The sequence below is a fragment of the Enterococcus sp. FSL R5-0957 genome, from assembly GCF_038008005.1.
Classification (GTDB): domain Bacteria; phylum Bacillota; class Bacilli; order Lactobacillales; family Enterococcaceae; genus Enterococcus_B; species Enterococcus_B faecium.
The window spans coordinates 1,960,437-1,973,494 of record NZ_JBBOYG010000001.1; the positions used below are offsets into that span (position 1 = coordinate 1,960,437).

The 13,058-nt window shown below is 35.7% G+C and carries 13 protein-coding genes and 2 pseudogenes; 6 read left to right on the forward strand and 9 right to left on the reverse strand.

Annotated elements, in window-relative coordinates:
* Positions 1 to 27 precede the first annotated feature (27 nt).
* Together MKX69_RS14090 and MKX69_RS09550 are read left to right on the forward strand one after the other, a co-directional pair.
* Positions 28 to 300 (forward strand): SEC-C metal-binding domain-containing protein, encoded by a 273-nt coding sequence (locus MKX69_RS14090; RefSeq protein ID WP_445666853.1) that lies wholly within the window; start codon positions 28 to 30, stop codon positions 298 to 300.
* On the forward strand, positions 297 to 1,076 hold the full coding sequence (locus MKX69_RS09550; RefSeq protein WP_341009972.1) for an S-4TM family putative pore-forming effector: 780 nt from the start codon (positions 297 to 299) through the stop codon (positions 1,074 to 1,076). Before MKX69_RS14090 ends, MKX69_RS09550 begins: the two co-directional genes overlap by 4 nt.
* Positions 1,077 to 1,228: 152 nt before the next feature.
* On the opposite strand, the pseudogene MKX69_RS09555 reads toward MKX69_RS09550, so the two are convergent.
* The 8 genes and pseudogenes from MKX69_RS09555 to MKX69_RS09590 form a co-directional block, all read right to left on the reverse strand.
* Positions 1,229 to 2,114 (reverse strand): annotated as a pseudogene (locus MKX69_RS09555) (IS30 family transposase).
* 154 nt (positions 2,115 to 2,268) lie between these two features.
* Entirely contained in the window at positions 2,269 to 2,436 is a 168-nt protein-coding gene (locus MKX69_RS09560) for a hypothetical protein (RefSeq protein WP_341009973.1), read from the reverse strand.
* Positions 2,437 to 2,723: 287 nt separating this feature from the next.
* The gene (locus MKX69_RS09565) at positions 2,724 to 3,086 is read right to left on the reverse strand and encodes a DUF5388 domain-containing protein (protein ID WP_341009974.1); all 363 of its coding nucleotides are present in this window, start codon (positions 3,084 to 3,086) and stop codon (positions 2,724 to 2,726) included.
* 16 nt (positions 3,087 to 3,102) lie between these two features.
* On the reverse strand, positions 3,103 to 3,471 hold the full coding sequence (locus MKX69_RS09570) for a DUF5388 domain-containing protein (RefSeq protein WP_341009975.1): 369 nt from the start codon (positions 3,469 to 3,471) through the stop codon (positions 3,103 to 3,105).
* Positions 3,471 to 4,273: pseudogene (locus tag MKX69_RS09575) on the reverse strand (ParA family protein). Before MKX69_RS09575 ends, MKX69_RS09570 begins: the two are co-directional and overlap by 1 nt.
* A 212-nt stretch (positions 4,274 to 4,485) precedes the next feature.
* A complete protein-coding gene (locus MKX69_RS09580; RefSeq protein WP_341009976.1) occupies positions 4,486 to 4,611 on the reverse strand; it encodes a hypothetical protein in 126 nt (41 codons plus the stop codon).
* A gap of 276 nt (positions 4,612 to 4,887) precedes the next feature.
* Positions 4,888 to 5,775, reverse strand: coding sequence for a 3'-5' exonuclease (locus tag MKX69_RS09585; RefSeq protein ID WP_341009977.1), 888 nt, complete (start codon positions 5,773 to 5,775; stop codon positions 4,888 to 4,890).
* An 80-nt stretch (positions 5,776 to 5,855) separates the two neighbouring features.
* Positions 5,856 to 6,359 (reverse strand): LexA family protein, encoded by a 504-nt coding sequence (locus tag MKX69_RS09590; protein WP_002339862.1) that lies wholly within the window; start codon positions 6,357 to 6,359, stop codon positions 5,856 to 5,858.
* Here MKX69_RS09590 and MKX69_RS09595 point away from each other — a divergent pair.
* Together MKX69_RS09595 and clpL are read left to right on the forward strand one after the other, a co-directional pair.
* Positions 6,322 to 6,558, forward strand: coding sequence for a helix-turn-helix transcriptional regulator (locus MKX69_RS09595; RefSeq protein WP_073461081.1), 237 nt, complete (start codon positions 6,322 to 6,324; stop codon positions 6,556 to 6,558). The two genes, MKX69_RS09590 and MKX69_RS09595, sit on opposite strands and share 38 nt — an antisense overlap.
* Before the next feature lie 236 nt (positions 6,559 to 6,794).
* Positions 6,795 to 8,909: an ATP-dependent protease ClpL gene (clpL, locus tag MKX69_RS09600; protein ID WP_341009978.1), complete on the forward strand. Its 2,115-nt coding sequence runs from the start codon at positions 6,795 to 6,797 to the stop codon at positions 8,907 to 8,909.
* A gap of 130 nt (positions 8,910 to 9,039) precedes the next feature.
* Here clpL and MKX69_RS09605 read toward each other — a convergent pair whose 3' ends face one another.
* Entirely contained in the window at positions 9,040 to 10,332 is a 1,293-nt protein-coding gene (locus MKX69_RS09605) for an ISL3-like element IS1251 family transposase (protein WP_000122610.1), read from the reverse strand.
* A gap of 287 nt (positions 10,333 to 10,619) precedes the next feature.
* On the opposite strand from MKX69_RS09605, the gene MKX69_RS09610 reads away from it, so the two are divergent.
* Complete coding sequence (locus MKX69_RS09610) at positions 10,620 to 11,762, forward strand: cysteine desulfurase family protein (RefSeq protein ID WP_002294077.1); 1,143 nt, start codon at positions 10,620 to 10,622, stop codon at positions 11,760 to 11,762.
* Positions 11,763 to 11,777: 15 nt separating this feature from the next.
* Positions 11,778 to 12,989 carry a tRNA uracil 4-sulfurtransferase ThiI gene (thiI, locus tag MKX69_RS09615; RefSeq protein ID WP_341009979.1) on the forward strand — a complete coding sequence of 404 codons (1,212 nt, stop codon included), beginning with the start codon at positions 11,778 to 11,780 and terminating at the stop codon, positions 12,987 to 12,989.
* Positions 12,990 to 13,058: the final 69 nt, after the last annotated feature.

Genomic DNA, 13,058 nt, shown 5'->3' on the forward strand with positions numbered 1-13,058 from the left:
TAATTCAACCTATATAGGTATGATATTATGCCTTTGGTGGAAAGAAGCCATGGTGATATTGGGATCTTAGAAAGCTATCGGAATATATTTTCCGTCCATAATTTACCTGTCATTGTAGGTTTATTAGCTTTAATCCCAGTAAAAACTAAGGACAAAAACTTAAAATGTCCTTGCGGATCAAATAAAAAGTTTAAGTATTGTCATTATAATATACTAAAGAAGCTGTCAGCTTCTCGCTTATTATTTGAACAGTCAAAGAAAGATTTAGAGCTGTTAATGAAGGTAAGGGGACAGATATGAATTCAATCTATTTTAGACAAAATAGTGATGCCGCATTGCGATGCCAAGTAGCAGCAAGAATCTGTTATAACAAAGCAGAAACATTAGATAATTTATATTGGATAGGGTTAATTGTTACAATAGGCATCAAATTTCTATGGCCTGACTCGTTCTTTACAGATTTATTATTGATCATATGGTTCTTATTAACTTTCCTATTAGATAATTATATTGCTAAGTATACTGCTGCAGGGGCAACATTCAAACAAGTTTTTGATGAATATGTATTTGGATGGACTGATGAGATCACAGAAAAAACATTCACGGACACTGAAAAAATAAGAATAAGAAATAAAGAAAAATTTGAAATACAAATGAAAAATACTGGTAATGAAAATCCAAGAGGAGTTAAGAATTGGTATGAAGTTGTTAATGAGGAAACTGAAGAACAAGAAGCAATAAAAAATGCAATGTTAGAAAGTATTACTTATGACGAACACATAAACTCAAAATTAGTCGGTATATTTGTGGTTATTTTTATTATTTCGCTATTTGTTTTTAAAGACTTGTCGATAAGCGAATACATGAAGACGTTATTCCTTCTGATGTCTAGCTTAACAAAAAAAATAATCATAACCATACAAAAACTATTTAGAAATAATGAGTTAAACAAGGCCTTGAATATCAGGATTAGTTCGTCTAAGAGTGAAGAGGATTTGAAAGAGTCGCAAAATCTAATGTATATGAAAAGACAAATTTCCGGAGTGAACCCCATCGTGGATTTATTTTCTAACTAAATCAAACGTAACCAAAATTATAAATGAACGATTTACGTTTAAATAATTGAAAAATCCATTAAATTTAGCTATCACTTTCTAAGGAGTGATAGCTAAATTTTTAACAACTAAGTTATCGCTTACATTTTAAGGTTTTTAATATTTATGATTTGTCAAATTAAGCTAGAATAAAATGCTTCTTGTACATAGCTCAAAAATATTTCGATTGGTGTTCTGTAATTCAATGATTTTCTTGGAATATGATTACGTTGATTGCTGACACTGGAAATAAATGTCTGATTCACTTCTCTAAAATCCATTGATTTCGGCAGTCCATTACGACGCAGAATCCCGTTAGAATTCTCGTTTAATGGGCGTTGAGAAGGTGTTCCAGGGTCCGCAAAATATATATCAATATCATGTTGGTTACTAATGGCTTTCCAGTTAGAAAATTCTTTTCCACAGTCAAACGTAATAGATTTAAAGAAGTTTTTAGGGAAGCGAGAAAACCATTGATTAAGGGCAGTTTCAATATCTAATGCCTTACGGCCGTTGGGTTTAATCGTGATAATGACTTTAGATAATCTTTCAACTAAATTGAAATCAGGATAATTATCAGGTCGATCATGGATTGAGCGCTGATACTGTTGTTTTCCCCGTTTTTCCTGATGGCCATTGGGTTTTCTTTTACCTTTCATCGGTAGTGTGTCAATATCAAATATTCCTTTAGAAAATAAACGATAAAGTGTTCTCATACCGCATGAAACAGGTCTTTCTTTTCGCCCGATAATGACGTCAGGCGTCCAACCAAGAGTGACTTTCTCTTTAATGTAATCTACTTCATGAGCAGGTAATTGAATGACTTTTCTACCACATTTTTTCTTTATACTGGTGCCAATAATCAAGAGCAGTCTTACCTTGCTTGAACTTATTGACTACATTATAAATAGTTTGTATAGCACGTCCCATTCGGTTAGCGATTTCAACCGGCTTATTATGTTGAAGATAATATGATTCTATCATTGTCAGTTCGTCTATGGTAAGATGTTTGTAGGTCATTTATGGTTACACTCCTTTGTTTTCTTTCGTCGGAAATACAATTTGAGTGTACCATAAATGCCTTTTTATTTTTCTAACTTAATTTTACAATTCGCGATTGTCAAAATTGTGGTATAGCACTTACATTATTTTCAACTTGTATATAAAGGTGATTTTATCTACAACCTCTTTTTTCACAAGTGATAGAAGCTGTTGTAGACTGCCAATCTTGTGGATTATCATCAATTTTCGCTCCACAGCCGGTTTGATTTCCGTCCTTCCTATGAATTTTACCTTTTTCTAACGTCTTTGTATCATTTCCAATATACTTGATATTTGCCATTATATTACCTCCATTTTTTTTACTAGGGACAATACTATTAAGCCTCAAGTATATTTTAATCTGAAAAGCTTTAAAATACTAATGTTTTCTTAAAATAATTTAAATATAAATATTAGTTTACATAAGATATATACTATACTACCAAGTACCACTTATACCAACAGTTTTCAGTTGATACTTTGTGAAAATAAATTGGTTTAGTTAACTACCTCTTGTGTTCCTTTGTTTTTTGAATTTTTAAGATTGTGAAATTTATTAGCATTAACTTGATTCAGATAACAAAAATATTACTTTGCCTTACTCTTTTTAGCTTGCTTTATCGTCTTATCCTCTAAAACTTGATACTGAACGTTAAATTTTCTTCGTTCATCTTCTGTCATAGAATCCAGCACATTCTGAATCAACAACGCTACAGTCTCTTTTTGAGTATTCCCACAACCAATCAAACTAAGTGCATTAATTTGATCTCTAAGTCTAATGTCAATTTTTAAAGTTGTTTCTGTCGGACTGTAATTATTTGCAGCAATAACTACAGAATGTTTAGTAGTATCTTTTTCTATATCTCGTTCCTCGTTTAATTGATTAAAAATTTCATATAAATCTAAACTCAACTTTTTGGCTTGCGCTATCAATGTAGCTTCTTTATCCATCAGCCCGTTCCTCCTTTTAAATCTTTTTTGCACGTTGTTGTTTGTTATAATCTTTTAGCTCTAAAGAATCTAAAATAAAATCAAGTCTTTTTCGTTCGTCGTCAGATAAGCTATCTAGCGTTGAAAAGCACATTTTTTCAACAGCATCTTTTTGAGAATCAAACATTCCGATATTTACTAGAGATGTCAGCATATTTCGAACGTGATTATCTACTTTTATAGTAGCGCGTTCAGTCGTGCTTCTTATTCCTAATTTAGAAGGTTCGGATTCCGAATTGGAAAGTATCCTGCCAATATTTAATTCATTCCGATCTATTTGTTGATTTATAACAGGATTAGGCTTCCGTTCCAATTTCTTTTTATTACTCTGATTCAGCATTCCCATTAGCCATCAATCCTCTCTAATATTTCTTCCCCTACCAAAGTAAAATACTATGCACCTTTTTATCGTGCGGATCTTTAGGATTATCTGTGATGCCAGTCATGTCCATACGCTTAACTCGCTCCATTAAAGAAATTTTATGATCAAATATATATTCTTCACCAAATTCTTCTGTAGCCAATTCTAGTATTTCTTCGTCTACACGTGCATTCCGTTTGCTTAACACTGGAAGTATACCTAAAACATCACAACTGGCATTGAATTCGTCAATTAAAGTGTTTTGCAAATATTGAATAAATACCTCTGCACCAGTCAAACTTCTTTCTTGCGTTTGAAGGACAACAATAATCTGATCGCAAGCATAGAAAGCAGTGTCATTAAGAAGTGACAAAGTTGGCGGTACATCTAAAAATATATAATCAAATTTTGAAATCAAAGGCTTTATATATTCTTTTAAGTACTTCACTCGATCAATCTCAGCATTAAAGTTCTTTTCTAAATATCTTGGATAAACTGAAAAATCTACAGCGTTGGGTATTAAGTAGAGATTTTCTTTGATTACTAATGCTAATTTATCAGGTTCAATATTTTCTGTAATACCTCTCATAAGAGATTTGTCGATTGTTGTAATTTCATTGTCATTAGAACTTGTTTTAAACATTAAAGAAGTCAAATTTGCTTGAGCATCCAAATCAATCATTAATACTCTTTTGCCGACTTTAGCCAAATTATATCCGACAAGAGCAGTCGTGCTGGTTTTACCGACTCCGCCTTTAAAGTTTGCAGATGAAAGAACCTTTCCCACAGTTGTCTACTCCGTTGGTGTACTATTTTTTTACAGTATGCCACAGATGAGTAACATTCAAAAAATGGTGTACAAGTGTACAAGCAGACACCTTTAAAACTCTATATAAAACTAATATAAAGCTTGGTACGATACTGTTTGTAAGACATACGAATAGTATCAGAGGTAGGAGCCAAGCTGCCTGATATTAAATTATCGATAAAGTAGAAAGGTTAAGCATTAGCCGCTGCAATAACTAATGCTAGGAGACAGCAACGTGTAACCATTACCGCACGTGCTTCTGAATGGTGGTAGCGACCGATTTGAACGGCTAGGGCGGAAATACGGTGCAAATGCACGGTGGTTTCATGCAATGCTTACAGGGCGTATTTTGTAAGGGCATGTAACGGAGATAATCCCGACGGTAATGGATGTGAGAGGCCAAGCCGACGCTGACGGTAGCGCAAACAAACATAGTTGCACTCTAGCGATCGTTATTTATTTTTAACGGTCAAACTAGGGTACAACTATGCTTAAAACACTTCGCCTCAACTTCTGGTAGCAAAAGTGATTTTGAAAGTCAAAATATTTTTTATGAGTTATTTATAATTCTAAAAAACAAGTGTATTAATCTACTAATTTGAGACTTGTACTATTTTATTGCTTTCGTGTTTAATGTATTGATAAACTTTGTTTGTAACTAAACAGTCTTCTAAAGCATCGTGTGAATTATTATCTAAATTGAGATAATCTTTTAAAGTTATTAGTTTGTGATTCGGAGTTTCGAAATGTCTTCGTGCTAAAGGTAAAGTATCAATTACACGGATTCGTTGATTTAATTCAATATTATTTTCATTTAATTGATGCAGCAAAAACTTTAAATCAAAAGGTGCGTTATGAGCGACAAGAGTATAACAACTAATGAACGACATTAGCTGAGGTGAAAAGTCTTCAAATTTGGGCATATTTACGACATCTTCTAATTCTAATCCAATTATCTTAGTTATTCTTTTAGAGATGTTTGATCTAAATGGTTTAATATTTTGATATATGCGATCAATTTCTTCGTTTGATTCATATTTTATAGCACCAATTTGGATAATTTCGCTATCCAACGGACTTAATCCAGTGGTTTCGAAATCTATTACGACGTAATCATCAACCAGTTTACGAGCTTTAATGTAAGTTGGACTCTTTTTATCTGCTTTTTTTGATTTCGAGGGAGGGGTAGGACCGGTTATATTTACTGATTTTTTAATCAAATCATCAATATCTATTTTGTTTTCGATAACGTTTTCTTTATCAGGGTTTTGAATAGTAGCATCTTCATTTTTTTCTATCGTTTGTTCTTTGATGATTTCTTTCATTTTATGAGAAAAACTCAAGAAAAGAATTCCTACCACGACAGAAAATCCACCTGATAAAAAATCTCCACTTGCTATGATTCCACCAAATAAACCTATAAATACAAGAAAAGCGCCTATTGAAAGTAATAATATTCGTACAATATTTTCATTTTTCATCCCCATCTCTGATATAATAATATACACAGTCTCTGAAATGAGAACCCTAGCCGCAGCTCCAACTGCGAATGGGGTATTTTTTATAGGTCAAAACTTACTTTTACCGCTTTACCTAAAATTCTTGCTGGATTATTTTCATCAATGATATAAGGATGATAATCATTATTATCGGGCATTAGCATTACAACATCATTAACATGTTTAACTCTTTTGAGAGTCGCTTCAGAGTCGCCGTTTACTATAACTGCTGCAATTTCTCCATCTTCCACAACTGGTTGTCTTCGAATCAACACGTAACTATCAGAAGGGATTGTAGGAACCATGCTATTACCTTTGATTTTTAAATAAAAGACTTCACCAGTGGGCAAGTTTTCGTCTATCTCTTCTCTATATTCTTCAATATTTTCTTCAGCTAAAATAGGATCTCCACAAGCAATTTCTCCCAAAACAGGAATCTGTCTATATTTTTTAACAGGTATTAAATTTTTCGGTATCTCGCCATACCGCGGATCAATCGTAGACTTCAATACGCCAAAATAATCTGCTATGTCGTTAAAGGCAGCGCGCGTTAATGCTGGATTCACTAGTAAAAAAGCCGCTAAAGCTGCTGATGTGCATTTTCAAACGTTGTCCAAATATGAAAAAGATAGTTCTGATATTCCATTTTCTCTTTTAAATGAGCTGTCTAATCTGTATCAAGTTCCTATTAACAATATTTTTTTGGGCAAAGAGTACGCTTTAATCCGTATCATAAATAATAAAAGAAATGAGGTAATGAATTGAACGAAGTTTCAAAGGACGTTCTGGCAATCGAAGCCCACGAAAAAGCAAAGTCTTAGTCTGATACGCTTAACACTTCTTTACTATTGTTTAAACAAAATTATCCTAATTATTTCTAATTGATTCTATAAGCACTTTACTTAGCGATACATAAAAATTGTGATACAATTCAGTTATAGTTTTAAAGGATATTATGGTCACTAAGTTACACATATAAATTTTTATGGAGGTGTGGTAATATGGCAAATTTCTACGGAAATGATCCTTTTTTCAACAATGATATGGATGATGTTTTCAATCAATTATTTCGGCGCATGGATAATCAAAATTCGAAGCGTGCACGGTATTTAGTTAATGGACAATCGTTGACACCGGATGAGTTTGCTCAATACCGAGCAACTGGTAAGCTACCCCAAAATAATAAAACAATAGAAGTATCTAAAGATGGTCAACAGGCTGTTAAAAAAGGAGGGATTTTAGAAAAATTAGGGACTAATTTGACGGAACAGGCTCGTGATGGATTACTAGATCCAGTGATTGGACGTGAGAATGAGATTCAAGAAACTGCAGAAATTTTGAGTCGTAGAACGAAAAATAATGCAATCTTAGTTGGTGATGCCGGTGTAGGTAAAACTGCAGTCGTCGAAGGTCTGGCACAAGCAATTGTGGCTGGTAAAGTTCCAGAAACGATTCAAGATAAAGAAATCTATTCGATTGATTTATCGTCTTTGGAAGCGGGAACTCAATATCGCGGTTCTTTTGAAGAAAATATTAAACAGCTGGTAGAGGAAGTTAAAGCAGCTGGTAATATTATTCTATTCTTCGATGAAATTCATCAGATTCTCGGCACGGGTGCCACTGGTGGTGAAGATGGTGGCAAAGGATTGGCTGATATCATTAAACCTGCTTTGTCACGTGGCGAGCTGAGTGTAATCGGGGCTACGACTCAAGATGAATATCGCAATACTATTTTGAAAAATGCGGCTTTGGCACGGCGATTCAATGATGTTGTGATTAATGAACCGACGGCCGCTGACACTTTACGTATATTACAAGGTGTTAAAGAGCTGTACGAAAAACATCATCATGTTGTATTACCAGATGATGTTTTGAAGGCGGCTGTGGATTATTCAATCCAATATATACCACAACGCACTTTGCCAGATAAAGCTATCGATTTGATCGACATGACTGCGGCTCATTTAGCGGCTAAAAATTCGCAAACTGATGTTGAGACATTGGATCAACGCCTTAAAAAATTAGAGGCAGCTAAGGAGGCCGCCATTAAAGCGGAGGACTTTACAAAAGCCGCTGATATCAAGAAGTCGATCGAGGAAACCAAGCAAAAGATTAAAGAAACGGATCAAAAAGAAAAAATCACTGCCACGATTGATGATGTGGCACAATCGGTTGAACGTTTAACTGGTATACCAGTTTCTGATATGGGCGCTAATGATATTGAGCGCTTGAAAAATCTTGATAAGCGTCTGAAAAGTAAGGTAATCGGTCAAGATGAAGCGGTTGAAATGGTAGCAAGAGCAATTCGGCGTAACCGTGCGGGCTTTTCAGAGGGTGATCAGCCGATTGGAAGTTTTCTGTTTGTGGGCCCAACTGGCGTAGGAAAGACTGAATTAGCTAAGCAATTAGCCTTAGATATGTTTGGAAATGAAAATGCGATTATTCGGCTAGATATGAGTGAATATGCTGATCGTACAGCTGTGTCGAAATTAATTGGTACCTCGGCTGGATACGTAGGCTATGAAGATAATGCTAATACTCTAACTGAACGGGTTCGGCGTAATCCATATTCCATTGTATTATTAGATGAAATTGAAAAGGCTCATCCACAAGTATTAACGTTACTGTTACAAGTGATGGATGATGGGCGCTTAACGGATGGACAAGGCAATGTCATTAATTTCAAAAATACGATTATTATTGCTACTTCTAATGCTGGCTTTGGTAATGAAGCATTAAGTGGTGACAAGCAACGAGATCAGTCATTAATGGATAAGTTAGCACCATTTTTCCGCCCAGAATTTCTGAACCGTTTTAATGGAATCGTGGAATTTTCACATCTGACTAAGCAAGACTTAAGTCAAATTGTCGATTTGATGTTGGCGGATGTACAAAAAACTTTAGCCAAAAAATCCATCAAACTTGAGGTAACTAAAGCGGCTAAAGATTGGCTGATGGAACAAGGCTATGATGAAGCAATGGGTGCGCGGCCATTACGGCGAGTAATTGAACGACAAATTCGTGATAAGGTAACGGATTTCTACCTTGACCACTTAGATGTCAAAAACTTGAAGGCTGATTTAGTGGATGATGAGATTGTGATATCGGCAGCTTAGCTTAAATCAGTGTTCATAAATAACTTTATATAAGAGGAGATTTATATTGGGGCTCTTTGTAAAATGATGTTGGTAAAGAGAAATCTTAGAATAATTGGAGATCAAGTGGATCAGTTCCTCTTGATCTTTTTTAGTTGAAAATCAATGCGTTGCCATGACGAATCATGATGCGCAATTTGAAATTATAAAAGCTACGAAAGCCATATGCATTTCGTTTTAACACTTTGATATGGTTGTTCAGACATTCAAGTGGGCCATTTGAATAACTTTGTTGTAAAGCATTTTTGATTTGTGGCAGAAATTTCTGGAACGTTCTCAAGGTCGTCTGATAGCCTTCGGGAAGCATGATATTATTGGTAAGTAGTTCTTCAAACGATACGTAGTCTCGTTCCTTTACAGCGTAAAGAAAGTCTTGATATAACTGATAGCCTACACGCAAAGCAGGGCTCCCTTTCAGTAAGCGATCCACAATATCGGTCTCTGTTAAATGAGCTTTGAAGCCAGGTCGCCAAAGGCGTCGAGTATAATCAAGCTTGCGTTCATCTTTTTGAAGAAGTTTCCAGTATCTTTTTAATTGCTTACCTAATTGATAGTGTTTTTGTTCTTTGCTTTTTAATAGTTGGTTCGTTTCTTTGATTCGATGATTGCGAAAGGTACGACCAATATGTTGGACGATGTGAAACCGGTCAATAATCAGCTGTGCTTTTGGAAACAGCTTTTTAACGAGCGATACATAAGGAGCGTACATATCAATCACGATCCATTCGACCGCTTCACGAATTTCTCGTGAAAAATGACTAAAATAACGTTTTAAAAAAGGCAGTTGTCGGTTCTCGACAATGTCCAATAAGCGCTGTGTTTGTCCATCCATCATGATGAAACTCATAGCACCTGAAACACCCCGAACTGATTTGAATTCATCAAAACAAAGTACCTTAGGTAACGGTGTCCGAAAAGGATTCAACGGACGATAAAATCGCTTCATAATACGGTAAACAGAAGAGACCGATAGATTTTTCTGAGCGGCGATCTCTGTCATTGAGGTATTTTTTTTCAGACGAGTCACGACAGACCAGCGGACTTTCTCACTGATGAAACAGTGTTTTTTCGCAACAGAAGTATCTGCGACAAAGGTCCGCTGACAAGCTTTGCATTTGAAGCGTTGCTTTTTCAATTCGAGGTAGGTACGGTATTCAGAAACATCGTTCATTAACAACCGGACGGTTGTTGTACCCCAACGCACAATATCTGAAGCAATCTGGTGTTTACAGTGGATGCATTCTTGGGCTGTATAAATCAAGTTTCCACGATAAATATGACAGATTTGCCCTTTGTATTTTTCTTTTGTGAGACAATTTTCGTTAAAAGTAACTGATAAGTCTAGAATATCTAATGTTTCTTTGATAAGGTGAGTGTAAGACATCTTGATTCCTCCTTTTGGGTTGGTTCTCCAAATTAATTCTAAAGGATTTCAAGGTGTCTTTTCTATATGTTTTGGAAAATAAAAAAGATGCTGGTGTCATCCACCAACATCAAAAAGTATAGAGCCAAAAAAGTTAGTAAACCAACAAGAGCAAGACGGATTATTGTCTTGTTTTTGTCTTTTTTTGTATATTTGAAAATTGAAACAAGTGAAAATTTCACCTGCTCTTGAAAGCACCTTGGACAACCGTTATAATAGAAAAGAATTTCAAAAAAGAGGGGTTTCTTATGATATATTTTGATAACAGTGCAACAACCCCAATCTTTCCGCAAAGCTTAGATGCATATGTAAAAACCAGTCAGCGGATTATTGGGAATCCATCAAGCTTGCATGATTTAGGCAATCAAGCTAACCGGTTGTTGCAGCAAGCAAGAAAGCAGATCGCTGATTTGATCCATGTAGAACCAGAAGAAATCTATTTTACTTCAGGCGGAACAGAAGGAGATAACTGGGTATTAAAAGGAACGATGATCGAAAAAAGAGAATATGGGAATCATATGATCATTTCAGGAGTCGAACATCCGGCCGTCAGCGAGACAGCAGAACAATTAAAAGAATTAGGAATCGAAGTAAGTATCGCCCCAGTGGATAAACGCGGATTTGTACGTGTCGACGAATTGAAAGAATTAATAAGAAAAGAGACAGTATTAGTCTCTGTTATGGCTGTGAATAATGAAGTAGGATCGATTCAGCCCATCCAGGAAATCAGTGATCTTTTGGATGATTTTCCTAAAATTCATTTCCATGTAGATGCTGTTCAGGCGATTGGAAAAGTACCATTCTCGCAATGGTTGACAGAAAGAGTTGATTTTGCAACATTTTCAGCTCATAAATTCCATGGCCCACGGGGAACTGGTTTCATTTATTGGAAAAAGGGTCGTCGTTTAGCACCATTACTGACAGGTGGAGGGCAAGAAAGAAATCAGCGAAGTGGGACAGAAAATGTTCCAGGTATTGTGGCTATGGCTAAAGCTTTACGTTTATCATTAGAGATAAAGGAACAAAAACCTGAGCAGACACAACGCTTAAAAGTAGCTCTAATCAATGCGTTGAAGACGTATGAGAAAGTGACGATTTTTTCAGAAGGAACTGACTATGCACCGCATATTTTATGTTTTGCTCTAAAAGGAATTCGCGGCGAAGTTCTCGTCCATGCCTTAGAAGAAAAACAAATATTTGTTTCTACTACTAGTGCCTGCTCCTCACGTAAACATATGGCAAGCAGTACATTGCACGCAATGCATGTACCAAATGATCTGGCTACATCTGCTGTTCGAATCAGCTTAGATGAAAACAATTCGCTTGCAGAAGTCGAGCAATTTATGATTATTTTCAAGCAGCTTTATAAGAAATTTTCTGCAATCAATTAAAAGAGGAGTGTTCTTGTGAAATACAGTGAAATTATGGTCCGTTATGGGGAACTTTCGACAAAAGGAAAGAATCGAAAAAGCTTTATCATGCAACTAGCACAAAATGTCAGACAAGCTTTGAAAGACTTTCCAGAAATCAAAATCCATGCTGATCGGGACCGGATGCATCTTTTATTGAATGGCGCAGACGGGCAGCTAGTTATTCCAAAACTAGCAAAAATATTTGGGATCCAAAATTTTTCTCCAAGTATTCGTGTAGAAAAAGATGTCGAAGTTTTGAAACAAGCTGTTCAAGACATCATGAAAGAAATTTATACTGGGAAAGAAACATTTAAAATTATCGCTAAAAGAAGCGATCACCAATTTGAATTGACAAGTAATGAATTGAATCAAACATTAGGTAATGCTGTTTTTGATATTTTCCCGCATATCCAAGTTCAAATGCGTCAACCAGATATTCCATTACGTGTAGAGATTCGGCGTGATGGTGCTTATCTATCGTATGAAACGATCAAGGGAGCTGGAGGATTGCCCGTAGGAACAAGCGGAAAAGGAATGCTTATGCTTTCTGGGGGGATTGATTCTCCTGTAGCAGGGTACTTTGCCATGAAGCGGGGAGTGGAAATTGAAGCTGTTCATTTTGCTAGTCCGCCGTATACAAGTGAACAAGCACTGCAAAAGGCAAAAGATCTAACAGCCAAACTAGCACCTTATGTGGGAACGATCCATTTTATCGAAGTGCCATTTACCGAGATTCAAGAAGAAATCAAAAAGTCAGTGCCACAAGGATATTGGATGACAATTACTCGTCGAATGATGTTGCGTTTGACCGATGAAATTCGCCGTATTCGTCATGGTTTAGTCATTTTGAATGGTGAATCATTAGGTCAAGTGGCTTCGCAAACCTTGCAAAGTATGGTGGCTATCAATGAAGTAACGAATACGCCAATCATTCGGCCTGTAGCGACAATGGATAAACTTGAAATCATTGAAGTAGCAGAACAGATCGATACATTTAATCTTTCTATCCAGCCTTTTGAAGACTGCTGTACGATTTTTGCTCCTCCACAGCCAAAAACACGCCCTCAACTGGAAAAGGTCCATCAATATGAAGAGCGTTTAGCAATAGATGAAATGATCCAACGAGCACTAACTGGCTTGAAGATGGAAGAGATACAAGCAGAATCGTCTAATGAAAAAACTGAAGAATTTTCAGAATTGCTATAAGAGGTTGTGAAAATAGTGTTTTGACCAGAGTATTAGAGAAACAAAACGAAAAATTAGCTCCATGTATTT

Coding starts and splice junctions, on each gene's coding strand:
- clpL (WP_341009978.1), top strand. CDS start 6,795: ATGGCAAATTTCTACGGAAATGATCCTTTTTTCAACAATGATATGGAT.
- MKX69_RS09570 (WP_341009975.1), bottom strand. CDS start 3,471: ATGGGAATGCTGAATCAGAGTAATAAAAAGAAATTGGAACGGAAGCCT.
- MKX69_RS09550 (WP_341009972.1), top strand. CDS start 297: ATGAATTCAATCTATTTTAGACAAAATAGTGATGCCGCATTGCGATGC.
- MKX69_RS09560 (WP_341009973.1), bottom strand. CDS start 2,436: ATGGCAAATATCAAGTATATTGGAAATGATACAAAGACGTTAGAAAAA.
- MKX69_RS09565 (WP_341009974.1), bottom strand. CDS start 3,086: ATGGATAAAGAAGCTACATTGATAGCGCAAGCCAAAAAGTTGAGTTTA.
- MKX69_RS09585 (WP_341009977.1), bottom strand. CDS start 5,775: ATGAAAAATGAAAATATTGTACGAATATTATTACTTTCAATAGGCGCT.
- MKX69_RS09605 (WP_000122610.1), bottom strand. CDS start 10,332: ATGTCTTACACTCACCTTATCAAAGAAACATTAGATATTCTAGACTTA.
- MKX69_RS14090 (WP_445666853.1), top strand. CDS start 28: ATGCCTTTGGTGGAAAGAAGCCATGGTGATATTGGGATCTTAGAAAGC.
- MKX69_RS09610 (WP_002294077.1), top strand. CDS start 10,620: ATGATATATTTTGATAACAGTGCAACAACCCCAATCTTTCCGCAAAGC.
- MKX69_RS09595 (WP_073461081.1), top strand. CDS start 6,322: ATGTCGTTAAAGGCAGCGCGCGTTAATGCTGGATTCACTAGTAAAAAA.